Origin of the sequence: Streptomyces coelicoflavus (assembly GCF_045041415.1) — a bacterium.
GTDB lineage: Bacteria > Actinomycetota > Actinomycetes > Streptomycetales > Streptomycetaceae > Streptomyces > Streptomyces coelicoflavus.
Genome location: NZ_CP108218.1, coordinates 2,274,160 through 2,297,686, shown reverse-complemented (window position 1 = coordinate 2,297,686; position 23,527 = coordinate 2,274,160). Strand labels below are relative to the sequence as shown.

The 23,527-nt window shown below is 72.4% G+C and carries 15 protein-coding genes; 11 read left to right on the top strand and 4 right to left on the bottom strand.

The features are described 5' to 3' along the window. Window positions 1-4 precede the first annotated feature (4 nt). Both OHA99_RS09900 and OHA99_RS09895 read right to left on the bottom strand, forming a co-directional pair. Window positions 5-1,180: a glycosyltransferase family 4 protein gene (locus OHA99_RS09900; protein WP_405695406.1), complete on the bottom strand. Its 1,176-nt coding sequence runs from the start codon at window positions 1,178-1,180 to the stop codon at window positions 5-7. Then, complete coding sequence (locus tag OHA99_RS09895; protein WP_405695404.1) at window positions 1,177-2,307, bottom strand: glycosyltransferase 87 family protein; 1,131 nt, start codon at window positions 2,305-2,307, stop codon at window positions 1,177-1,179. The genes OHA99_RS09900 and OHA99_RS09895 overlap by 4 nt, the downstream gene beginning before the upstream one ends. 142 nt (window positions 2,308-2,449) lie before the next feature. On the opposite strand from OHA99_RS09895, the gene OHA99_RS09890 reads away from it, so the two are divergent. Then, window positions 2,450-3,694 (top strand): sensor histidine kinase, encoded by a 1,245-nt coding sequence (locus OHA99_RS09890; protein ID WP_405695402.1) that lies wholly within the window; start codon window positions 2,450-2,452, stop codon window positions 3,692-3,694. Beyond that, entirely contained in the window at window positions 3,691-4,368 is a 678-nt protein-coding gene (locus OHA99_RS09885; protein WP_164383054.1) for a response regulator transcription factor, read from the top strand. Before OHA99_RS09890 ends, OHA99_RS09885 begins: the two co-directional genes overlap by 4 nt. 52 nt (window positions 4,369-4,420) lie before the next feature. Here OHA99_RS09885 and OHA99_RS09880 read toward each other — a convergent pair whose 3' ends face one another. After that, window positions 4,421-7,267: a glycoside hydrolase family 3 C-terminal domain-containing protein gene (locus tag OHA99_RS09880; RefSeq protein ID WP_405695400.1), complete on the bottom strand. Its 2,847-nt coding sequence runs from the start codon at window positions 7,265-7,267 to the stop codon at window positions 4,421-4,423. Window positions 7,268-7,597: 330 nt separating this feature from the next. Here OHA99_RS09880 and OHA99_RS09875 point away from each other — a divergent pair, with 330 nt between their 5' ends. From OHA99_RS09875 to OHA99_RS09855, 5 genes are read left to right on the top strand one after another with little or no spacing between them, the layout of a single operon-like run. After that, a complete protein-coding gene (locus tag OHA99_RS09875; protein ID WP_405695398.1) occupies window positions 7,598-9,283 on the top strand; it encodes an extracellular solute-binding protein in 1,686 nt (561 codons plus the stop codon). A gap of 26 nt (window positions 9,284-9,309) precedes the next feature. Further along, window positions 9,310-10,347 (top strand): sugar ABC transporter permease, encoded by a 1,038-nt coding sequence (locus OHA99_RS09870; protein ID WP_153177707.1) that lies wholly within the window; start codon window positions 9,310-9,312, stop codon window positions 10,345-10,347. Further along, on the top strand, window positions 10,344-11,318 hold the full coding sequence (locus OHA99_RS09865; RefSeq protein WP_366473834.1) for a carbohydrate ABC transporter permease: 975 nt from the start codon (window positions 10,344-10,346) through the stop codon (window positions 11,316-11,318). Before OHA99_RS09870 ends, OHA99_RS09865 begins: the two co-directional genes overlap by 4 nt. Next, complete coding sequence (locus OHA99_RS09860; RefSeq protein ID WP_405695395.1) at window positions 11,318-13,288, top strand: beta-galactosidase; 1,971 nt, start codon at window positions 11,318-11,320, stop codon at window positions 13,286-13,288. Before OHA99_RS09865 ends, OHA99_RS09860 begins: the two co-directional genes overlap by 1 nt. Continuing rightward, window positions 13,285-15,519, top strand: a complete 2,235-nt coding sequence (locus tag OHA99_RS09855; RefSeq protein WP_405695391.1) for a glycosyl hydrolase family 95 catalytic domain-containing protein — start codon at window positions 13,285-13,287, stop codon at window positions 15,517-15,519. Before OHA99_RS09860 ends, OHA99_RS09855 begins: the two co-directional genes overlap by 4 nt. Before the next feature lie 100 nt (window positions 15,520-15,619). Here OHA99_RS09855 and OHA99_RS09850 read toward each other — a convergent pair whose 3' ends face one another. Further along, window positions 15,620-16,633: a LacI family DNA-binding transcriptional regulator gene (locus tag OHA99_RS09850; protein ID WP_405695388.1), complete on the bottom strand. Its 1,014-nt coding sequence runs from the start codon at window positions 16,631-16,633 to the stop codon at window positions 15,620-15,622. A gap of 329 nt (window positions 16,634-16,962) precedes the next feature. On the opposite strand from OHA99_RS09850, the gene OHA99_RS09845 reads away from it, so the two are divergent. From OHA99_RS09845 to ispG, 4 genes are all read left to right on the top strand, one after another. Continuing rightward, window positions 16,963-18,927, top strand: a complete 1,965-nt coding sequence (locus OHA99_RS09845; RefSeq protein ID WP_153177702.1) for an acyl-CoA dehydrogenase family protein — start codon at window positions 16,963-16,965, stop codon at window positions 18,925-18,927. Between the two features lie 574 nt (window positions 18,928-19,501). Continuing rightward, a complete protein-coding gene (dxr, locus tag OHA99_RS09840) occupies window positions 19,502-20,758 on the top strand; it encodes a 1-deoxy-D-xylulose-5-phosphate reductoisomerase (protein ID WP_153177701.1) in 1,257 nt (418 codons plus the stop codon). A gap of 8 nt (window positions 20,759-20,766) precedes the next feature. Further along, on the top strand, window positions 20,767-22,059 hold the full coding sequence (locus tag OHA99_RS09835) for a M50 family metallopeptidase (protein ID WP_405698931.1): 1,293 nt from the start codon (window positions 20,767-20,769) through the stop codon (window positions 22,057-22,059). A 254-nt stretch (window positions 22,060-22,313) separates the two neighbouring features. Then, entirely contained in the window at window positions 22,314-23,471 is a 1,158-nt protein-coding gene (gene ispG / locus OHA99_RS09830; RefSeq protein ID WP_153177700.1) for a flavodoxin-dependent (E)-4-hydroxy-3-methylbut-2-enyl-diphosphate synthase, read from the top strand. Window positions 23,472-23,527 lie beyond the last annotated feature (56 nt).

Genomic DNA, 23,527 nt, shown 5'->3' with positions numbered 1-23,527 from the left:
GGTCTCACCCCGCGGCGGGCTGCCCCACGGTGCGGCAGCCCGCCGTCCGCCCCGCCAGCAGGTCCCGCAGCGTCGCGTACGAGTGGTCCCACGACCACGCGGTCCGCACCCAGCGGCGGCCGTTGTCGCCCATGGCGCGGGCGAGCCGGGGATCACGCAGGAGCCTGATCAGCCGGTCCGCCGTCGCCGCGACCGAACGGCCGTCGACGACGTACCCCGTCTCGCCCTCGCGCACCGTGTCCGGGGCGCCGCCCGAGTCGCCCGCGACGACCGGCAGTCCGGACGCGGCGGCCTCGAGGTACACGATGCCCAGGCCCTCCACCTCCAGACCGGCCCTGCGGGTGCGGCAGGGCATCGCGAAGACGTCGGCCGCGGCGTAGAAGGACGGCAGCGCGTGGTGGGGATGGCCGCCGGCGAAGAAGACCGCGTCCGGAACGCCCTCCCGCAGGGCCAGTTGCCGTAGCTCGGAGCCGTGGGGACCGTCGCCGACCAGGAGCAGTACGGCGTCCGGGACCGCCCTGCGTACCCAGGGCAGCGCCCTGATCAGAGCGTCCTGGCCCTTGCGCGGGACCAGTCTGGCCGCGCACAGGATCACGGGGCGGTGGCCCAGACCCCACCTCGTCCTGACCGGGGCGCCGTCGACGGCCGGGTGGAAGGCCCCGGTGTCCACCCCGGGGACCAGGCGGGCGGTCCGGGCGCCCGGGGCGAGGGCCGCCTCGATCGGGCCCCGGGTGCTGTCGCCCAGCCAGGTCAGCGTGTCCACCTCGGTGCCGACGCGCCGCAACAGGCCCCGGGCGCCCGGGGTGCGGGCCCATCCCACCTCGTGGCCGTGGGTGGTGGCGACGGCGGTGCGGATCCCCGCCGTGCGGCGCAGCCGTCCCGCCATCAGCGCGAGGGGCGCCGCCGCGCCGAACCACACCCGGTCGCAGCCGAACCGGCGCGCCACCGCCGCGGCGTGGGCGGTCGCGCGGGGCGTCGGCAGGAGGGTGCGGGCCGCGTGCCGGACCACCGGGTACGGGACGGGCTCCCCGGGCTGGGCCGCGGGGGTGGGAGAGCCGGTGAGGACGACCACCCCGTCGGGCGGGAAGCGGTCGGCCAGTTCCCGGACGAAGGTCTCGATCCCGCCCTGCCGGGGCGGGAAGTCGTTGGTGACGATCAGCGTGCGGGCGGCGCTCGTCATACGGGGATCCTCTCGGGGGAACGGTCGGTGGCCTCGGGGCCGCGGTGCGGCGGACGGTGCGCCAGTGCGGCCAGGACCAGCGGGTAGACCAGGTAGCCGAAGCGCGTCGCCGGCATCAGGGCCGTCGCCAGGCCCAGGCCGAGCGCGAGCCGTTCGGCCGCCGCCCGCGGTGTCCGCGGAGGGCGCACCACGAGCGAGACACCGATCAGCAGTGCGCCGGCCGTGAGGAGCGCGAGAGCGATCACCGTGCCGCCGGGGACGTGTGCCGCGAGCAGGTGACCGGGCAGCGGACTGCCGGCGGGCGAGGCGGTGGCCGTGAGCCCGAAGGGGAAGGCGACGACGTTGCGGAAGAAGCCGGCGGGATCGGTGAGCGCGAAGGGCAGGACCACCGCCGCCCCCGTGCCCAGGCCCACGCCCGCGCACCGCGACGCGGAACGGCCGCCCTGCCGTACGGCGATCAGGGCCAGGGCCACCGGCAGCGCGGGCCAGGCGGTCCACTTGAGGGCGGCGGCGGCCCCGAGCGCGAGACCGGCCCCACCCGGACGCCCCCGCCCGGCCAGTGCGAGGCCGAGGCACATCAGGCCGGCCGCCGGCAGGTCGACGCCGCCCACCGCGAGGGGCAGCGCGACCAGGGGGCAGGCGAGCAGCGGTCCGACGCGGCCCGGCCGGGCCGCGGCGAGGGATGCGACGAACGTGCCGCCCAGCCACCAGCGGGGATCTCCCGGCAGGACGCCGAAGAGCGCCATCCCCGGCAGATAGGGATTGAAGTCGGCCACGGCCGAGGGGGCCGTGACGTACGGGCTTCCGCCGGCGACCAGCAGCCGCCCCGACCGCTCGACCACGGAGACCTCCGACTGCCCGAGCCCCGCCGCCACCAGGACGACGAGCGGGACCACGACGGCCCCCGCGACCGCGACCGCGCGAGCCGCCCGGCGCGGAGCGGACCCCGAGGACAGGAACGCCGCGAGCGCGTACCCCGCCCCGGCCGACCATCCCCACATCCGGTGCGGCACCGGGCCCGAGACCAGCGCGAAGACCGTCGCCGCCACCGCGCACCCGCCCCACGCATACCGTTCGACGTGCCGCCCGGCGTACCCGGCGACCCGTTCCCCAAAGGTCTTCCTCATGTCCGTCGACGCTAGGAAGCCGCAGGTCCGAGGGCGTCAACCGAGGCTCCGCAGCCGGAACTCAACCCGTGGTACGACATCCGGTCCCGGACTCCACCCGAGCGGTGACGCGCGCCCTTGCCCCGGCCGGGATCATGGAGGAATGAGGACCTCGCCCCAACAGCGGCTGCGCGACCGGATCGCGGCGCCCGCCTACCCCTGGATCACCGGCGGTGCCGTGACGGTGGGCGCGGTCGTGGAGCTGATCGCCGTTCCGGGCGGCGTCACGACCACGGTCGGGGTGCTGGTGTCCGCGGCCTCGCTGATGTGGCGGCGCTCCTTCCCGCCCGTCGCGATGCTCACCGTCGCGGCGGGGCTGATCGCCTTCGCCGGGGACGTCAACCTGTATGTATCGATCATGGTGAGCGGGCTGACCGGCTGCTACTCGCTGGGCCGCAACCGGGTGCTGCACCCGGCCCTCACCGTCGCGGGCGGCGCGCTCGGCGCGGTGTGCGTCAACCTGGTGCACATCAACACCTGGTCGCGGATGGACCTGCCGGTGCCCGCGCTGTGGGAGAAGGGATCGCTCAGCCTGTTCGCCGAGTCGTTCCTGCTGACCGTGGTCGTCTTCGGGGCGGTGATGATGGGTGACGCGGTCCGCTCCCGGGAGGAGACGCGCACCGAACGGAGCCTGGCGCAAGCCAAGTTGATCACCATGGAGCGGCAGCAGGCAGCCGAGGCGGAACGCGCCGCGATCGCCCGCGAACTGCACGACATCGTCTCCCACTCGGTGTCGATGATCGCCGTACAGGCCGAGAGCGCCACGTACACCACGCCCGGACTCACGCCGGAGGCCCGTGAGGGATTCCAGCAGATCGCCGGCACCGCCCGCTCCTCGATGGCCGAACTGCGCCGCCTGCTCGGCGTCCTGCGCACGCCCCAGGGCGACACCGGCCCCGCCATCCTCAACGCACCGCAGCCCACGCTCGATCATCTCGCCGAACTGGTCGAGCAGCACCGGGCGGTGGGAGGCACGGCCGAGTTGCGGATCACCGGCGAGCGGGTGTCGCTGCCCGCCGCGTGGGAACTGTCCGCCTACCGGATCGCGCAGGAGGCGCTGACCAACGCGCGCAAGCACGCCCCCGGCGCCCTTGCCGTGGTCGAGGTCGACTACGGCGCCGACCGGCTGCTCACCCTGCGCGTCCGCGACGACGGTCCGGGCACCGGGTCCGGCTCGCGTTCCGCCGGCGGCACAGGGCACGGCCTGACCGGAATGCGGGAGCGGGCCGCCCTGGTCGGCGGCCGGCTCAGCGCGGGGGCGGTTCCGGACGGCGGCTTCCTGGTGGAGGCGGAGCTGCCGTGGGGGAGCGGGCGAACCGTGGGGGACGAGCAAGGGAGCCGCGCGTGATCAGGGCACTGGTCGCCGACGACCAGGCGGTCGTCCGCACCGGGTTCGTCAACCTCCTCGGCACGCAGGAGGACATCGAGGTCGTCGCCGAGGCGGAGGACGGGGTGCGGGCGGTGCTGGCGGCCCGTGAGACCCGTCCCGACCTCGCGCTCCTCGACATCCGGATGCCGCACAAGAACGGCATCGAGGCGGCCCGTGAGATCCTGGCCGCGTCCGGGGGCGCGACCAAGGTCCTGATGCTGACCACCTTCGGGCTCGACGAGTACGTGTACGACGCGCTCGCGGCCGGAGCGGGCGGCTTCCTGCTCAAGGACGCCACCTTCCCCGAACTGCTGCACGCGGTACGTGTGGTGGCGAGCGGCAACGCCCTGCTGTCGCCCGAGATCACCAAGCGGCTGATCGCCGAGTTCGTGCACGCGCGCGGCTCACGGCTGCCCGTCCCCGCGGCCGGTGACCTCACGGCCCGGGAGACGGAGGTGCTGACCCTGATCGCGCGGGGCCTGTCCAACACGGAGATCGCGGAGCGGCTCACCATCACCGACCACACCGTGAAGACCCACATCAACCGGCTCTTCGCCAAGCTGGAACTGCGTGACCGGGCCCAGGCGGTGATCGTCGCCTACGAACTGGGCCTGGTCAGAGCGGGTCGCGAGTCGGGGGTCCGGTACCGGTAGCTCTTGGCCACCGGTACCGGACCCCGTCCCCGTGCCGGACCTCCCCGGACCCTCAACCGGAGAAGCCGACGTGCGCGAGCCGCAGTGTGCCGCGCAGCCTGATGCGGAGGTCGTGGACGCCCTCGGCGGTGAGGGAGCCGGCCAGCTCCACGTAGTCGTACGGCCCCGCGGTCGGCGCGGCCGGGGACGGTGCCGCCGTCCACGGGCCCCCGTCCAGGGCCGCCTCGACCGTGCCGCCGCCCGCGACCGCCACGGTCACCCGCGTCACGCCGGTGCCGAAGTCGCAGGCGCGGTAGAGCAGTTCGGCTGTTCCTCCGGCCGCCGGCGTCACCGCGTCGCCCGTCACCTTCGTCCGGTCGACGATCTCCGCGCCGCTCTGCTCGTCGAAGTCGGCCGCCTCCAGACCGCGTTCACGGACCGGGCGCGGTGCGGCGGGCTCGCCGTCGACGGCGACGGTCGCGGACAGGCGCACGTCCTCGCTGGAGGCGCCCACCAGCAGGTCGTACGGGCCCGGCTCCACCCGCCACCGGCCGTGCGCCACGTCCCAGAACGCCAGGGCGGACAGCGGGACCTCGAAGGACACCCGGGTCGACGCGCCCGGGGCCAAGGCGAACCGGCGGTGGGCCAGCAGTTCGCGGCGCGGGCGCGGCACCGACGGCTCGGCCGCGCGGACGTAGAGCTGGGCCACCTCGTCGGCGGTCACCTCACCCGTGTTGGTGACCGTGAAGGACACCGACACTGTCCCGTCCTCGATCTCCGCCGTCAGGTCCGCGTACCCGAAGGACGCGTAGGACAGGCCGTGCCCGAAGGGGAACAGCGGCGTCCCCTCGAAGTACAGGTAGGTCTGGCGGCCGCCGATCACGTCGTAGTCGAGCAGACCGGGCAGGTCGGCGTCGGCCGCGTACCAGGTCTGCGGGAGCCGGCCCGCCGGGGAGACGTCCCCGGCGAGGACCCGGGCCAGCGCGGTGCCGGCCGCCTGGCCGCCGTGCGCCGTCCACAGCACCGCCGGGAGCGTCCCGGCGTCGACCGCGTACGGGTAGGCGGACACCAGCGCGAGCACCGTCGCCGGGTTGGCGGCGCGGGCCGCGCGCAGCAGCCGCTCCTGGTGGCCGGGGAGGCGCAGCGTCGTACGGTCCTCGGTCTCGCGGCCGTTGATGTGCGGGTCGTTGCCCGCGACCACCACGACCACGTCCGCCCCGGCCGCCGCCCGCGCCACCGCGTCCTCGCCGCGCTCGGCGACCGTCAGCTCGAAGACCTCGGCATCCGCGTCGTCGGCGGCAACCTTCACCCCGTCGGCGGCGACCTGGACGGGACGCCCCGTTCCCGTGTGCCTCAGGAGGTGACCGTTCTCGTGCGGTTCCAGCCGGAAGGTCTCCTGCACGACCCAGCCGCCGGGCTGGTCGGCGGAGGCGCGGACGAAGCCGTCCTCGGCGACGGACAGGTAGCGTCCGTCGGGCGCGCGCAGGGTGAGCACGCCCTCGCCCCAGTCGGCGAGTGCCAGTTCGGTGCCGGTGGCGTCGGTGGTCAGGGGCGGCAGGTCGGTGCGGCCGGCGAGCAGGGCCGGGTCGAGGGCGCCCTCCGTGCCACGCGCCTCGGCGGGGGCGTCGTCCGACGGCGGGACGTGCAGGAACCTGCCGTCGGCCGTGCGCAGCACGACCCGGTCCACGCCCTCCGCGAAGCTCACGCGGTCGGCGCCGAACCGCTCGTACAGGCCCTCGAGCGGGGTCGAGCGGCGGATGAGCGTGCCGCTGTACCAGTCGAGCTTGCACTCGTCCGCGAGCAGTCCGACGACGGCGACGCGGGCGTCGGGTGCCAGGGGCAGGACGACGTCGTTCTTGAGCAGCACCACCGCCTGCTCGGCCGCCTCTTGGGCGAGCGCCCGGTGTTCCGGCGAGTCGAGGTCCCCCTCGGTGTCCCCCGTCACGGCGTACGGGTCGTGCTCGGCGTCGAACTCGCCGAGCCGGAAACGGACCGACAACTGCCGCCGCACGGCCGCGTCCACGTCCGCCTCCGTCAGCAGGCCCTGCTCCAGCGCGCCCCGGACCCGCGCGACGATCGTCGAGGAGTCCGTGCCGTGGTCGGTGAAGCTGTCCACCCCGGCCCGCAGCGCGGCGGCGGTCGCCTCCTCGTGGGTGTCGAAGTAGTGCTCCGAGTCGACCAGGTTGGAGGGTGCGCCCGCGTCCGAGCAGACCAGGAGGTCCTCCTCCGTCCAGGTGCGCAGGTGCCGGCCGAGGTGGGGGGAGAGGTGGTTGGGGCGGCCGTTGACCAGGTTGTAGGCCGGCATCACCCCGGCCACCGCGCCCGCCTCGACCGTTTCGCGGAAGGCCCGCAGGTCGTACTCGTTCAGGACGCGCGGCCGGACGGAGGACGAGGAGGTGTCCCGGGCGGTCTCGTTGTTGTGCGCGAGCCAGTGCTTGAGGACGGGTGCGGTGCGCCAGTACGCCGGGTGGTCGCCGCGCAGTCCCCGGGTGTAGGCGGTGGCGATGGCGGACGTCAGCTTCGGGTCCTCCGAGTAGCCCTCCTCGTTGCGGCCCCACAGGGGCTGGCGCAGCAGGTTCACGGTGGGGGACCAGACGTTGAGGCCGACGCGTCCGTCCCGTGCGCGCATCACCCGGGCCTCCTTGGACACCGCCTCGCCGATCCGGCGCACCAGGTCCTCGTTCCAGGTGGCGCCCAGCCCCACGGCCTGCGGGAACACGGTCGCCGGCCCCATCCAGGCGACGCCGTGCAGCGCCTCCTGGCCGGTGCGGAAGGCGGCGATGCCGAGACGTTCGACCGCGGGCGCGAACTGGTGCAGGAAGGCGGTCTTCTCGTCGAGCGTGAGCCGCGACATCAGATCGTCGACGCGCTTCGCGAACGGCAGGTGCGGATCACGGAACGGCGGCGTGGATGCGGTCACGTGGAGGTCCCCTTGCGATGGAGCGGGTAGGACGTCGAAGCGCTTCGATGCTCTGTGCAGCCCCGGGTGGGTGTCAAGACACCGCGACGGATCGCGGCCGAGCCCGCGCGGCCTTGCAACGTGGAGAAGAGGAGTTCGGCCAAGTCCCGTGCGAGCAGTGCCGGTCAGGAATCTTGGGACGGCTCTTGTGCCCCCCGAGGGGTTAACTTAACCTCGCTGCAACATCGAAGCGCTTCGACGCGAACTGTTCCCAGTTCTCTCAAGACACCGAGCCCGACGGCCACCGTCGGGTGTCCCGGTGCGCCACGAAGGCACGAAGGGTTGACGCACATGACGCCGAACGCCGCCTCCGGTCCCAGCCGGAGAAGTTTCCTCGCCTCCACCGCGATCGCCACCGCAGCGGTGGCGGGAGGAGTGCCGCTGCTCTCCGCCTGCGGCGGATCCGACGGAGGCTCGCGCGACGGCACCACGTCGAAGAAGGACGCCAAGAAGATCCTCCCGGCGTACGTGGCGAGCAACGTGGTCACCCCCGACATCCCCAGCAAGAACGGTTCCGCGGTCGGCTTCACCGGCAAGCTCGACCTGGCGGGCCTGAAGACCTCGGTGCCGAAGAAGTTCGGCAAGGGCGGCGAGGTCACCGTCATGTCGCCGTTCTGGGGGTCCCCGCCCAAGGAGGACAACGCCTACTACACGTCGATGAACGACCTCATCGGCGTCGACGTGGTCTGGCAGAACCAGGACGGAAACACCTACGACCAGAAACTCGGCGCCGTCCTCGCCTCCAGCGAGGTGCCCGACGTGGTGGTCGTGCCCGGCTGGAACATGACCGGCAAGATCCCGAGCGCCATCATCGGCAAGTTCGCCGACCTGGGCCCCTACCTCTCCGGCGACGCGGTCAAGGAGTACCCGAACCTCGCCGCGATCCCCACTGACGCCTGGCAGCGGTCCCTCTTCGGCGGCAAGCTGCGCGGCCTGCCCATGCCGTCCTCGTACGTCACCGGCATCGTCCCGTTCTACCGCCAGGACGTCTTCGAGAAGGAGGGCTACGAAGTCCCCCGCTCGTGCGACGAGTTCATGGCGCTGGCCAAGGACGCCACCAACGCCAAGGCCAAGCGCTGGGCCTGCCTGGACATGAAGTGGACCGCCTTCAACGCCTTCGGTGTGCTCTCCGGCAACGAGAAGTCGCTCGGCTGGAACGAGGCCGACGGCAAGCTGATCTACCGCATCGAGACCGAGGAGTACCTCGAGGCCCTGGAGTGGACGCGCAAGCTGTTCGCCGCGGGCGTCGTCCACCCCGACGCCAAGCTCGGCAAGTCCAACGCCGCCGACCCCGGCCCCAAGTTCGCCGCCGGTGAGTTCCTGATCTACAACCAGGACATGTCGCAGTGGTGGAGCCGCACCGCCGAACAGGCCACGCAGAACCCGGAGTTCCGGATCTGGGGCATGGATCTCTTCGGTCACGACGGCGGCGCCCCGACCCTGTGGGCGCAGAACCCGGCGAGCATCTTCGCCTTCGTCAACAAGAAGGCGTCCGAGGCCGTGATCCGTGACGTGCTGGCCGTCGCCAACGTCACCGCCGCGCCGTACGGGACCAAGGAGTACATGGCCACCAACTACGGCGTGGAAGGCACCCACTACACCGTCAAGGACGGCGTGCCCACCAAGACGGACCAGGGCAACATCGACGTGATGAACGCCTACGTGATGGTGGCGAGCCCCGCCGCGACCATCGCCCACCCCGACTTCCCCGAGGTGGCCAAGGGGCAGGTCGAGTGGCAGCAGCGCATGGGCGCCGTCACCAGGAAGCCCTCGTTCTACGGCATGCAGATCACCGAGCCGGCCCGCTACACCAACCTCTCCAACGACTTCGAGCAGCTTGAGGACGACATCGTCCGCGGCCGCAAGAAGATCGCCGACATGCAGCAGGCCGTCTCCGACTGGAAGAGCAAGGGCGGGGACAAGCTCCGCGACTGGTACCGGAAGATCCTCGACGAGAACGGTTCCGCGGCCGGCTGACCAGGTACGAGGCAAGGAGATCCGCCGTGTCGCACAGCACGGTGCCTCGGACCGACACCGAGGCCGAAGAAGTCAAGAAGAAGCCCCCGAAGGCGCACGGCGGCGACACGGGGGCCCCGGACAGACCGGCCACCGGGAAGCTGAGCCTGCGGCTGAGGTTCCGGCGCGACCGCGTCCTGCTGCTGATGACGCTGCCGGCCGTCCTGCTGCTCCTGGTCTTCAACTACGTGCCGATCCTCGGCAACGTCGTCGCCTTCCAGGAGTACGACCCCTACCTCAGCGACAACGGCGTCGTCTCCATCCTGCACAGCCCGTGGGTGGGCCTGGAGAACTTCCAGCGGATCTTCGAGGACTCCGCCTTCTGGAACGCGGTCCGGAACACCCTCGTCCTCTTCGTCCTCCAGCTCCTGCTGTACTTCCCCATCCCGATCCTGCTCGCGCTGCTCATCAACAGCGTGGTCAGGCCCCGGGTCCGGGCGATCTCGCAGGCCATCCTCTACCTGCCGCACTTCTTCTCGTGGGTGCTGGTCGTCGCCGTCTTCCAGCAGCTCCTCGGCGGTGCCGGGCTCCTCTCCCAGCTGCTGCGGCAGCACGGGTACGACGGGCTCGACATCATGACCGACCCGGACACCTTCAAGTTCCTGATCACCGCGCAGAGCGTGTGGAAGGACGCGGGCTGGGGGATCATCGTCTTCCTCGCCGCCCTCGCCTCGGTCAGCCCCGACCTGTACGAGGCGGCCGCGATGGACGGCGCGAACCGCTGGCGCCGCATGTGGCACGTCACCCTGCCCGCACTGCGCCCGGTCGTCGCCCTGCTCCTGGTGCTCCGCGTCGGCGACGCCCTGACCGTCGGATTCGAACAGATCCTCCTGCAACGCGGCGCCGTGGGACCGGGCGCCGCGGAGGTCCTGGACACCTTCGTGTGGTGGAACGGCGTACGCAACCAGGACTTCGGCTACGCGGCCGCCGCCGGCCTCGTCAAGGGCGTCATCAGTCTCGGCCTGGTCCTCGCGGCCAACAAGGTGGCCCACCTCATGGGCGAGCAGGGGGTGTACAAGAAGTGACCGCCGTACCCGAAGCGACCTCCGTCCGAGAGGCGACGCCCCCCGCGGGCGACCGGCCGGCGCGCCCACCCCGCCGGTGGGCGGCCCCGCCCCGCCCCGTGTGGGAGGAGAAGCCCAGCCGCGCCGGACTCGCCGGCAAGGGGCTCGTCCTGCTCCTGGCCTGCCTGGGCATCCTGTTCCCGCTGTGGATCGTGATCGTCACCAGCCTGTCCACCCGCAAGAGCATCGACGAGGCCGGCGGCCTGGTGATGTTCCCCAAGGACATCACCTTCGTCGCCTACCAGGAACTGCTCAGCGGCGGCCAGGTCACCCGCGCCGCGCTCGTCAGCATCGGCATCACGCTCGTCGGCACCCTGTTCTCCATGGCGGTGTCCGTGCTGTGCGCCTACGGGCTCTCCCGCAGCGGCTCCCTCGCCCACCGCTGGATCCTCATGGTGCTGCTCGCCACCATGTTCTTCAGCGCCGGCCTCATCCCCACCTACCTGCTGGTGCAGTCCCTGGGCCTCACCGACAGCTACCTCGCGCTGATCCTGCCGAGCGCAATCAGCGTCTTCAACATCCTGGTGCTGCGCGGCTTCTTCATGGGCATCTCCCAGGAACTCATCGACAGCGCCCGCATCGACGGCGCCGGCGACCTGCGCATCCTGTGGCAGATCGTGCTGCCGCTGTCCCGCGCGGTGGTCGCGGTGATCACGCTGTTCTACGCCGTGGGCTACTGGAGCGCCTGGTTCAACGCCTCCCTCTACCTGAACGACCAGGACATGCTGCCGCTCCAGAACGTCATGATCCAGCTGGTGCAGAAGCAGGAGGCGCCGGTCGGCCTCGGCCAGGCCATCAAGACCGGTGAACTCTCCGGCCTCGCCGTGCAGATGGCCGTCATGGTCATGGCCCTGCTGCCGGTCGCCGTGCTGTCGCCCTTCGTCCAGCGCCACTTCAAGAAGGGCATGCTCACCGGGGCGGTGAAGGGCTGATGCCGCACCTGTCCGACACCACCCTGGGCCGCATCCTCTACGGCGGCGACTACAACCCCGAGCAGTGGCCCGAGGAGACCTGGCCCGAGGACGTCCGCCTGATGAGGGCCGCCGGCGTCAACTGCGTCACCCTCGGCGTCTTCTCCTGGTCGAAACTCGAACCGCGCCCCGGCGTCCACGACTTCGCCTGGCTCGACCGGCTCATGGACCTGATGCACGCCGCCGGCATCGGCGTCGTCCTCGCCACCCCCACCGCCTCACCCCCGCCCTGGCTGGGGCACCTGCACCCCGACACGCTGCCCCGCGACGAGGACGGCCGCACCGAGTGGTGGGGCGGCCGGCAGCACTTCTCGCACTCCAGCACCGTCTACCGCCGCCACGCCGCCGCCATCACCGAGGCCCTGGCCGCGCGTTACGGGCACCACCCCGCCCTCACCATGTGGCACATCAACAACGAGTACTGCACCTACGACCACGGCGACGAGGCCGCCGCCCGCTTCCGCCGCTGGCTCCAGGACCGCTACGGCACCCTCGACGCCCTCAACACCGCCTGGGGCACCGCCTTCTGGAGCCAGGGCTACGGCGACTGGGCGGAGATCCTGCCGGCCCGCCGCACCCACTACCTCAAGAACCCGGCACAGGTCCTCGACTTCCGGCGCTTCACCTCCGACATGCTCCTGGAGTGCTACACCGCCGAGCGCGACATCGTCCGGCGCCACACCCCGCACCTCCCGGTCACCACCAACTTCATGCCGCTGTGGGCGGGACAGGACGCCTGGCGCTGGGCCGAGGAGGAGGACGTCGTCTCCGTCGACCTCTACCCCGACCCGCACGACCCGTCCGGCGCCCAGCACGGCGCCCTCGTCCAGGACATGACCCGCTCCCAGGCACGCGGCCCGTGGATGCTCATGGAACAGGCGGCCGGACCCGTCAACTGGCGCGGAGTGAACCACCCCAAGCCGCGCGGTCTCCACCGCCTGTGGTCGCTCCAGGCCGTGGCCCGCGGCGCCGACGCCGTCTGCCACTTCCAGTGGCGCCAGTCCCGGCAGGGCGCCGAGAAGTTCCACTCCGGGATGGTCTCCCACGCGGGCGAGCAGGGGCGCACGTACCAGGAGGTGAAGCGGCTCGGCGCCGACCTGGCCCGGATAGCCCCGCACGTCACCGGCGCCGCGGTCACCGCCGACGTCGCCGTCCTGCACGACTGGCACTCCTGGTGGGCCGGCGACCAGGAGGCCCGGCCCTCCCGCGAGGTCGACTACCCGGACGTCCTCGGCGCCTGGCACCGCGCCCTCTGGCGGGCCGGAATCACCACCGACTTCGCCCACCCCGGCCACGACCTGACCCGCTACCGGCTCGTGGTCGTCCCGCAGCTCTACCTCCTCACCGACGCCGCCGTCGACAACCTCCTCGCGTACGTGCGCGGCGGCGGCACCCTCGTCTGCGGCTTCCTGACCGGCGTCGCCGACCAGGACGACCGGGTACGGCCCGGCGCCATGGACGCCCGGCTGCGCGGCCTGTTCGGCATCCGCACCCTGCACGAGTGGTGGCCGCTGGAGCCGGGCGGCAGCGCCGAGTGCGAGGGCGGCCTGCGCGGCACCCTGTGGTCCGAGGAACTGGAGCCCGACGGCACCGCCGACGAGACCGTGCCGTACAAGGGCGGCGAACTCGACGGGCTGCCGGCCGTACTGCGCAAGGGCCGCGCCTGGTACGTCTCCACGCTCCCCGAGCCGGACGCGCTGCGCGCCCTGCTGACCCGGGTCGCCGCCGGCGCGGACGTCCGCCCGGTGCTCGACGGACTCCCGGACGGCGTCGAGGCGGTCCGGCGAGGCGGCCTGCTGTTCCTCCTCAACCACGGCCGCGCACCGGTCACCGTCGGCCTCCCCGGCACCCACCACGACCTGCTGACGGAGACGACGGCGACCGACCGGATCACCCTCGGCCGCTACGGCGTGGCGGTGCTGAAGCCATGAACGCCACGCCCGTCCACGGCACCTGGGAGCCCGCGCCCGCCGCCCGCTGGGAGGACGCCTTCCTCAGCGGCAACGGCCACCACGGCGTCCTCGTGCACGGCGACCCGCACGCCGACCGGGTGATCGTCACCCACCACACCCTCGTCCGCCCGGACGGAGACGCCGCCCACCGCCGCCCACCCGACCTCGCCGCCGAACTCCCCGCCCTCCAGGGCCGCCTGCTGGCCGGAGACCCGACGGCCGCCGAGGACTTCACCGACGGCCGCCCGCTGCAATGGGTACGCCCCTTCCACCCGGCCTTCCAGCTCCGCCTGAACCGGCCGTCCCCCGACGACGACGGCACCGCCCCCTACCACCGCGCCGTCGACTTCACCACCGGCGAGACGACCGCCACCCGCGCCGGCTGGACCAGCCGCGTCTTCGTCTCCCGCGCCGACGACGTGATCGTCCAGCACGTCACCGCCCCGCACCTCACCCTCGACCTGTCCCTCGACCCCCGCCTCCCCGGCGCCCCCGCCGGACTCGGCATCGGCCACGGCGCCGTCCTCACCCCCGAGGGCGCCCTGCTCACCCTGCGCGCCCGCTACCCCGGCAGCGACCTCGCGTACACCGGCGTCACCCTCGTCGCCGTCACCGGCGGCACCACGAGGCTCACGCCGCCCGGCGTCCTGATCGAGGGCGCCACCGAGGTGCTGCTGCTGACCCGGGTGCACCGCCACACCGGCGAGCTGGACACGGTCGCCGAGAGCCGCGCCCTGCGCGACCTGCTGCGCGAAGCCCGGTACGCGGCCCCGCACCCGGCCTCCTACGACGTCCTCCTCGCCCGGCACCTGACCCACCACCGCACCGCCTACGACCGGGTCACCCTCGACCTCGCCGCCGACCCCGCCGAACGCGCCCTGCCGGGCTCCGACCTGCTCACCAGGCCGCACAGCGCAGCCCTGCTCGAACGGCTCTTCGCCGCCGGCCGCTACCACCTGCTGTCGGCGAGCGGCCTGCTCCCGCCCCGCCTCACCGGCCTGTGGACCGGCGACTGGAACACCGCCTGGTCCGGGGCCTTCACCACCAACGCCAACCTCAACCTCCAGACCGCCTCCGCCGCGGCCGCCGCCCTGCCCGAGGTCACCGAGGCCCACGCCGCGCTGGTCCACCGGCAACTGCCCGACTGGCGGGACAACGCCCGCGCGATCTTCGGCACCCGGGGCGCGGTCGCGCCCTCGCACACCGACGGCGAGTGCGGCCACACGTACCACTTCAGCCGCGAGTACCCCCTGCACCTGTGGACCGCAGGCGCCGACTGGCTGCTCAAGCCGCTCGTCGACCACGACGAGACCTACGGCACGCGCGACCCCCGCACCACCCTCGCACTCTCCGAAGTCGCCGCCTTCTACGAGGACTTCCTCACCCGCAGCGACGACGACGGACACCTGGTCGTCGTCCCCTCCTACTCGCCCGAGAACCGCCCCGCGAACGCGAGCTGGGGCACCCTCAACGCGGCCATGGACCTCTCCGCCGCCCGGCACGCCCTGCTGACCGCCGCCGACCGCCACCCCGAGCAAGCCGACCGCCTGCGCGCCCTCGCCGGCCGCCTCCCCGCCCACCGGGTCAACGCCGACGGCGCCCTCGCGGAATGGGCCTGGCCCGGCCTGGCGGACACGTACGACCACCGCCACCTCAGCCACCTCTACGGTGTCTGGCCGCTGGACGAGATCAACCCGTACGACACTCCCGAGACGGCCGCGGCCGCCCACCGCGCCCTCGAACTGCGCGGCGCCGAGAACGACTCCGCCCACGGCCACCTCCACCACGCCCTCGTCGCGGCCAGGCTGCGTGACGGCGACCGGGTCGCCCACGCGCTCGGCCGGGTCCTGGACGGCGACTACTTCCACGCCTCGCTGATGAGCGCGCACTACCCCTACCGCGACGTCTACAACGCGGACGCCGCCCACGCCCTGCCCGCCGTGCTCATCGAGATGCTCGTGCAGTCCACCCCCGGCCGGCTGGTCCTGCTGCCCGCCCTCCCCGCCTCCTGCCGCCAGGGCGAACTCCGGGGCGTGCGCACCCGGTTCGGCGCCTCGCTCGACCTCGGCTGGACACCGGACGGCACCGCGACGGCCGTCCTGCGCCCGGACCGCACCCACCGCATCGAACTCCGGACCCCCTCCGGCGCCGAACCGCTCGACCTCGTCGCCGGTCAGGACCGCGTCATCACGGTCGAGGCGGCACGGTAGTACCGGCGCACGTTCCGCCCCGCCCGGCGTCGGCGTCGGTGTGGGCGTGAGCGTCGGCGTCCACGGAAGCGTGACGCGGCAGGGCGGGAGCCGGGCGGCGCTACGGCCGGACGGGCGCCGGACCGGAGCTGGCCCGGACGGTCAGCTCCGGTGCGAGCAGCACGACCTCGTCGCTGCCGCGCCCGTCGAGCTTGGCCACCAGCTGCCCCACGGCCCGCCGGCCCATCTCCTGCGCGGGCACCGCGACCGAGGTGAGCCGCACCGAGGCCTGGGTGGCGACCTGTTCGGGGCAGACCGCGACCACCGACACGTCCTCCGGCACCGCCCGCCCCTGCTGGCGCAGCAGGGCGAGCAGCGGTTCCACCGCCGACTCGTTCTGGACGACGAACCCCGTGGTGTCGGGGCGCTCGTCGAAGACGCGGGCCAGTGTCGCGGCCATCGCGTCGTACCCGCCCTCGCAGGGCCGGTGCAGCAGCCGCAGTCCCAGCTCGCGCGCGCGGGTGCGCAGACCGTCGAGGGTGCGCTCGGCGAAGCCGGTGTGCCGTTCGTACACGGCGGCGGCCTCACCGATGACGGCGATGTCCCGGTGCCCCAGCTGCGCCAGATGCTCCACGCACAGCGCACCGGTCGCCCGGAAGTCCAAGTCGACGCAGGTGAGGCCTTCGGTGCTGGCGGGGAGTCCGATCAGTACGGACGGCTGGTGGGTGTCGCGGAGGAGGGGGAGCCGCTCGTCGTCGAGTTCGACGTCCATGAGGATCATCGCGTCGGCCAGTCCGCTGCCGGTGACGCGGCGCACCGCGTCGGGGCCCTCCTCGCCGGTGAGCAGCAGGATGTCGTACCCGTGGGTGCGCGCGCCGGCCGCGACCGCGATGGCGATCTCCATCATCACCGGCACGTACATGTCGGTGCGCAGCGGGATCATGAGGGCGATGATGTTCGACCTGCTGCTGGCCAGTGCGCGGGCGCCCGCGTTCGGGTGGTAGCCGAGCTTCCGGATGCTCTCCTCGACCCGCTGCCGGGTGGTGGTGGAGATGGACCGCTTGCCGCTGAGGACATAGCTCACCGTGCTGGCCGAGACTCCGGCGTGCTGGGCGACCTCGGCGAGGGTGACCATCCAGCTCTCCAAGTGGTGTGAAGCGCTTCGACAGCGCGCGGGACCGATAGGGGTGGGCGAGGGTGGTTCGACAGTAGCCGCAGTGGGGGACGGGTGTCCATAGGATGTCGAAGCGCTTCGACAGTGTAGTCCACCGCCATGGTCGACAGCCTTTTCCACCGCTTCCGCCGTCGCGTTCCCTTCTCCCGGTCCCCTCACGCAGTATCGGCCGAACGGCCGCACGAAGGGTGGCTGGGTCGCCCGGGATCGGGTACATACGATCGGGTAGCACCGACTAGTAACGTACGTCCGCAAGTTCGCGCAGGACGAATCGCGGCGAGGTGAGCCCCATGTCCGCACCACCCACCCCCTCCTCCCGACCCACCGTCACCGAACGTGAAGCCCGAGAGGTCGCGGAGGCGGCCCGGGAACAGGACTGGCGCAAGCCCAGTTTCGCCAAGGAACTCTTCCTCGGCCGCTTCCGCCTCGACCTCCTCCACCCCCACCCGCTCCCGGCCGAAGAGGACGTCCAGCGGGGCGAGGAGTTCCTCGCCAAACTGCGCGACTTCTGCGAGACGAAGATCGACGGCGCGGTGATCGAGCGCGACGCGCGGATCCCCGACGACGTGATCACCGGGCTGAAGGAGCTGGGCGCCTTCGGCATGAAGATCGACACCAAGTACGGCGGCCTCGGCCTGACCCAGGTCTACTACAACAAGGCCCTCGCCCTGGTCGGCTCCGCGAACCCCGCGATCGGCGCGCTGCTCTCCGCCCACCAGTCGATCGGCGTGCCGCAGCCGCTGAAGATGTTCGGCACCCAGGAGCAGAAGGACACCTTCCTGCCGCGCTGCGCCCGCACCGACATCTCGGCCTTCCTGCTGACCGAGCCGGACGTCGGCTCCGACCCGGCCCGGCTGGCCACCACCGCCGTCCGGGACGGCGACGACTACGTCCTCGACGGCGTGAAGCTGTGGACCACCAACGGCGTCGTCGCCGACCTGCTCGTGGTCATGGCCCGCGTCCCGAAGCCCGAGGGCGGCAAGGACGCGGCGGGCGGCAGGGGAGGCATCACCGCGTTCGTGGTCGAGGCCGCCTCCGAGGGCATCACGGTGGAGAACCGCAACGCCTTCATGGGCCTGCGCGGCCTGGAGAACGGCGTCACCCGCTTCCACCGCGTCCGCGTCCCGGCGGCCCACCGCATCGGACCCGAGGGCGCGGGCCTGAAGATCGCCCTCACCACCCTCAACACCGGCCGCCTCTCCCTTCCCGCGATGTGCGTCGGCGCCGGCAAGTGGTGCCTGAAGATCGCCCGTGAGTGGTCGGCGGTGCGCGAGCAGTGGGGCAAGCCGGTCGCGCTGCACGAGGCGGTCGGCGCCAAGATCTCCTTCATCGCGGCGACCACCTTCGCCCTCGAAGCCGTCCTGGACCTCTCCTCCCAGATGGCCGACGAGGACCGCAACGACATCCGCATCGAGGCCGCCCTCGCCAAGCTCTACGGCTCCGAGATGGCCTGCCTGATGGCCGACGAACTGGTCCAGATCCGCGGCGGCCGGGGCTTCGAGACCGCGGCCTCCCTCGAAGCCCGCGGCGAGCGCGCGGTCCCCGCCGAGCAACTCCTGCGGGACCTGCGCATCAACCGCATCTTCGAGGGCTCCACCGAGATCATGCACCTGCTGATCGCGCGCGAGGCCGTCGACGCCCACCTCTCGGTCGCCGGCGACCTCATCGACCCCGACAAGACCCTCTCGGACAAGGCGCGGGCGGGCGCGCAGGCCGGCGTCTTCTACGCCAAGTGGCTGCCGAAGCTCGTCGCGGGCCCCGGCCAACTCCCGCGCTCGTACGCCGACTTCCACCCCTCCGGCCATCCCGACCTCTCCGGCCACCTGCGCTACGTCGAACGCACCGCCCGCAAGCTCGCCCGCTCCACCTTCTACGCCATGTCGCGCTGGCAGGGCCGGATGGAGACCAAGCAGGGCTTCCTGGGCCGGATCGTCGACATCGGCGCGGAGCTGTTCGCGATGAGCGCCGCCTGTGTACGCGCCGAGCACCTGCGCACCAAGGGCGAGCACGGCCGCGAGGCCTACCAGCTCGCCGACGCCTTCTGCCGCCAGTCCCGCATCCGCGTCGAGGAACTCTTCGGCCGCCTGTGGAGCAACACCGACGACCTGGACCGCAAGGTCGTCAAGGGCGTCCTTGGCGGCGCGTACGAGTGGCTGGAGCAGGGCGTCGTCGACCCGTCGGGCGACGGCCCGTGGATCGCGGACGCGACACCGGGCGTCAGCACCAAGGCGAACGTCCGCCGCGCCATCGGCTGAGGCCAGGGCGCGGCCCGAAGACGGGTGGCGGGCCGGGGCCCCGTCGCGGGTGCGGGCCGGCCGTCGAGGAGCGCCCCGGCGTCCGGCCGGGAGCCGTGACCGTCCGCCGGCGCCGGGCGCAACGGTCTGGAGCGAGGCCAGTCGGTGTCCCGGCCGTTCCTCGTCCTGGGCGGGGCGCGCGCCGCCGAGCCGCGCCGGGGTGGGCGGAGCACGCTCGGACGCCCTGGCCCCGACCCCGGTCCACCTGGGGGCGGCCCGACCCGACCCCCGGCCCACGTGGGGGCGGCCCGACCCGACCCCCGGCCCATGTGGGGGGCGGCCCGGCGACTTGGCCCCGCAGCCGGGCCGGTCGTCGGCGGCGCCGAGCCGCGGCCCGAGCGGGCCCCGGGGCTCGTGCCGCCCGCCGTCCGCCCTGGCCCGTTCGGGCAAGCTCCCGGATTCCGCCTCCTGCCCCGACCCCTTGCGGGCGGGAGGGGGCCGGAAGGGCGTCCCGGCGATCCCCGGCGCGGGCGCGCGACACCCGGCCGAGGGACGCGCTGTCCTCCCGGAGGGCCGTTGCGGACACAATGGGGGGATGAGCGACAGTCCAGCCCCACTCGCCGACCCCCACCTCGTCTACGACCCGGTGGCGGGCGACGGCCCGAAGGACGTGGTGATCCTCGGGTCCACCGGGTCGATCGGGACCCAGGCCATCGACCTCGTGCTGCGCAACCCGGACCGCTTCCGGGTCACCGCCCTGTCCGCCAACGGCGGCCGGGTCGCCCTCCTCGCCGAGCAGGCGTACCGGCTGAGGGCGCGGACCGTCGCCGTCGCCCGCGAGGACGTCGTACCGGCGCTGCGGGAGGCGCTCACCGCGCAGTACGGCGCGGGCGAGCAGCTGCCCGAGATCCTCGCCGGACCGGAGGCGGCCACCCAGGTCGCGGCCTCCGACTGCCACACCGTGCTCAACGGCATCACCGGCTCCATCGGACTCGCGCCGACCCTCGCCGCGCTGGAGGCGGGCCGCACCCTCGCGCTGGCCAACAAGGAGTCGCTCATCGTCGGCGGCCCGCTGGTCAAGGCGCTGGCCAAGCCGGGCCAGATCATCCCGGTCGACTCCGAGCACGCCGCCCTCTTCCAGGCGCTGGCCGCCGGCACCCGCGCCGACGTGCGCAAGCTGGTCGTCACCGCCTCCGGCGGCCCGTTCCGGGGCCGTACCAGGGACGAGCTGGCGGCGGTCACCGTCGAGGACGCGCTCGCCCACCCCACCTGGGCCATGGGCCCGGTGATCACGATCAACTCCGCGACCCTCGTCAACAAGGGCCTGGAGGTGATCGAGGCCCACCTGCTCTACGACATTCCCTTCGACCGCATTGAGGTGGTCGTGCACCCGCAGTCGTATGTCCACTCGATGGTTGAGTACACGGACGGATCGACCCTGGCCCACGCCACGCCCCCCGACATGGGCGGGCCCATCGCCGTGGGCCTCGGCTGGCCCGAACGCGTCCCCGACGCCGCGCCCGCCTTCGACTGGAGCAAGGCCTCGACCTGGGAGTTCTTCCCGCTCGACAACGAGGCCTTCCCCTCCGTCGACCTGGCCCGGCACGTCGGACAGCTCGCGGGCACGGCCCCGGCGGTGTTCAATGCCGCCAACGAGGAGTGCGTCGAGGCGTTCCGCTCCGGCGCGCTGCCGTTTCTCGGGATCATGGAGACCGTCACGCGGGTGGTCGAGGAGCACGGCACCCCCCGTACGGGAACCTCGCTCACCGTCGCGGACGTCCTCGAAGCGGAGACCTGGGCACGCGCCCGGGCCCGGCAACTGGCGGCACAGACGGCGGAGGCCCGTGCATGACGACCCTGATGTTCATCCTCGGCATAGTCCTCTTCGCCGTCGGCCTGCTCTTCTCCATCGCCTGGCACGAGCTGGGCCACCTGTCCACGGCCAAGATGTTCGGCATCCGGGTGCCGCAGTACATGGTGGGCTTCGGGCCGACGCTCTTCTCGAAGCGGAAGGGCGACACCGAGTACGGGGTCAAGGCCATCCCGTTCGGCGGCTACATCCGCATGATCGGCATGTTCCCGCCCGGCGCCGACGGCCGCCTGGAAGCACGCTCCACCTCGCCCTGGCGCGGGATGATAGAGGACGCCCGCTCGGCCGCCTTCGAGGAACTTCAGCCCGGTGACGAGAAGCGCCTCTTCTACACGCGCAAGCCGTGGAAGCGCGTCATCGTGATGTTCGCCGGCCCGTTCATGAACCTGATCCTCGCGGTGGTGCTCTTCCTCACGGTGCTGATGGGCTTCGGCATCTCCCAGCAGACCACCACCGTCAGCTCCGTCTCGCAGTGCGTCATCTCGCAGAGCGAGAACCGCGACGACTGCACCAAGGCCGACCCGGCCTCCCCGGCCGCCGCGGCGGGCCTGCGGGCCGGCGACAAGATCCTCGCCTTCGACGGCGTACGCACCGACGACTGGGACAGGCTGTCCGACCTGATCCGCGCCAACCCCGGTGAGGACGTGCCGGTCGTCGTCGAGCGCAAGGGCGAGGAGATCACCCTCCACGCGACCATCGCCACCAACAAGGTCGCCAAGAAGGACTCCAACGGGCAGATCGTCCAGGGCGAGTACGTCACCGCGGGTTTCCTCGGCTTCAGCTCCGCCACCGGCGTGGTGAAGCAGGACTTCGGTCAGTCCGTGACCTGGATGGGCGACCGGATCGGCGACGCCGTCGACAACCTCGCCGCCCTGCCCGCCAAGATCCCCGCCCTGTGGGACGCGGCCTTCGGCGACGGACCCCGCGAGGCCGACTCCCCGATGGGCGTCGTCGGCGCCGCCCGCGTCGGCGGCGAGATCGCCACCCTGGACATCCCGCCCACCCAGCAGCTCGCCATGTTCGTGATGCTGGTGGCCGGCTTCAACCTCTCCCTGTTCCTCTTCAACATGCTCCCGCTGCTGCCGCTCGACGGCGGCCACATCGCGGGCGCCCTGTGGGAGTCGCTGCGCCGCGGCACCGCGAAGGTGCTGCGCAGGCCCGACCCCGGGCCCTTCGACGTGGCGAAGCTGATGCCGGTGGCCTACGTGGTGGCGGGCGTCTTCGTCTGCTTCACGCTGCTCGTGCTGGTGGCGGACGTCGTCAACCCGGTGCGCATCACCTGACGCCCGGACGGCCGGCGCAGGCGGGACCGAGCACCCGATCCGCTGACGGTCCGACGATCCGACGAGAAGCCCGATCCGGAGAGCATGTCCCTCCGGACCGGGCTTCAGTCGCCTCACCCGGCAGATGGACGCCAAAGGGTGCATCTCCCGTACGCCGCGTGCCCGGCGTTCATGTCGGTGCCGTAATCTCGAAGGCCGGAGCCCGCCGCTGAACGGGACCGGACCTTGATCCACGACTTGGGGTTGCACAGCAGATGACTGCGATTTCTCTCGGCATGCCGGACGTTCCGACCAGGCTCGCGGAGCGCCGCAAGAGCCGGCAGATCCAGGTCGGGACCGTGGCGGTGGGCGGCGACGCCCCCGTGTCGGTCCAGTCCATGACCACGACCCGCACCTCCGACATCGGCGCGACGCTCCAGCAGATCGCCGAGCTGACGGCGTCCGGCTGCCAGATCGTCCGCGTGGCCTGCCCCACCCAGGACGACGCCGACGCGCTGCCCGTCATCGCGAAGAAGTCGCAGATCCCGGTGATCGCGGACATCCACTTCCAGCCCAAGTACGTCTTCGCCGCGATCGAGGCGGGCTGCGCCGCGGTCCGGGTGAACCCGGGCAACATCAAGCAGTTCGACGACAAGGTCAAGGAGATCGCCAAGGCGGCCAAGGACCACGGCACGCCCATCCGCATCGGCGTGAACGCCGGCTCCCTCGACCGCCGCCTGCTCCAGAAGTACGGCAGGGCGACCCCCGAGGCCCTCGCCGAGTCCGCCCTCTGGGAGGCGTCGCTCTTCGAGGAGCACGACTTCCGCGACATCAAGATCTCGGTCAAGCACAACGACCCGGTCGTCATGGTCGAGGCCTACCGCCAGCTCGCCGCCCAGTGCGACTACCCGCTCCACCTCGGCGTCACCGAGGCCGGCCCGGCCTTCCAGGGCACGATCAAGTCGGCCGTCGCCTTCGGCGCGCTCCTCTCCCAGGGCATCGGCGACACCATCCGGGTCTCCCTCTCGGCCCCGCCGGTCGAGGAGATCAAGGTCGGCATCCAGATCCTGGAGTCGCTGAACCTGCGCCAGCGCGGCCTGGAGATCGTCTCCTGCCCGTCCTGCGGCCGCGCCCAGGTCGACGTCTACAAGCTGGCGGAGGAGGTCACCGCCGGTCTGGAGGGCATGGAGGTCCCCCTCCGCGTCGCCGTCATGGGCTGCGTCGTCAACGGTCCCGGCGAGGCCCGCGAGGCCGACCTCGGTGTCGCCTCCGGCAACGGCAAGGGCCAGATCTTCGTCAAGGGCGAGGTCATCAAGACCGTCCCCGAGTCCAAGATCGTGGAGACCCTCATCGACGAGGCCATGAAGATCGCCGAGCAGATGGAGAAGGACGGCGTGATCTCCGGCGAGCCCTCGGTCTCCGTCGCGGGCTGATCCGCCCGACCCTGCCGCGTCGCCCGGGGGGCGGCGCGGCATATGCACGACAGGTA

Excerpts from the sequence above, each read along its gene's own strand:
- OHA99_RS09900 (WP_405695406.1), bottom strand. The coding sequence starts at position 1,180 with ATGACGAGCGCCGCCCGCACGCTGATCGTCACCAACGACTTCCCGCCC.
- OHA99_RS09895 (WP_405695404.1), bottom strand. The coding sequence starts at position 2,307 with ATGAGGAAGACCTTTGGGGAACGGGTCGCCGGGTACGCCGGGCGGCAC.
- OHA99_RS09890 (WP_405695402.1), top strand. The coding sequence starts at position 2,450 with ATGAGGACCTCGCCCCAACAGCGGCTGCGCGACCGGATCGCGGCGCCC.
- OHA99_RS09875 (WP_405695398.1), top strand. The coding sequence starts at position 7,598 with ATGACGCCGAACGCCGCCTCCGGTCCCAGCCGGAGAAGTTTCCTCGCC.
- OHA99_RS09860 (WP_405695395.1), top strand. The coding sequence starts at position 11,318 with ATGCCGCACCTGTCCGACACCACCCTGGGCCGCATCCTCTACGGCGGC.
- OHA99_RS09855 (WP_405695391.1), top strand. The coding sequence starts at position 13,285 with ATGAACGCCACGCCCGTCCACGGCACCTGGGAGCCCGCGCCCGCCGCC.
- OHA99_RS09850 (WP_405695388.1), bottom strand. The coding sequence starts at position 16,633 with ATGGTCACCCTCGCCGAGGTCGCCCAGCACGCCGGAGTCTCGGCCAGC.
- OHA99_RS09845 (WP_153177702.1), top strand. The coding sequence starts at position 16,963 with ATGTCCGCACCACCCACCCCCTCCTCCCGACCCACCGTCACCGAACGT.
- dxr (WP_153177701.1), top strand. The coding sequence starts at position 19,502 with ATGAGCGACAGTCCAGCCCCACTCGCCGACCCCCACCTCGTCTACGAC.
- OHA99_RS09835 (WP_405698931.1), top strand. The coding sequence starts at position 20,767 with ATGTTCATCCTCGGCATAGTCCTCTTCGCCGTCGGCCTGCTCTTCTCC.
- ispG (WP_153177700.1), top strand. The coding sequence starts at position 22,314 with ATGACTGCGATTTCTCTCGGCATGCCGGACGTTCCGACCAGGCTCGCG.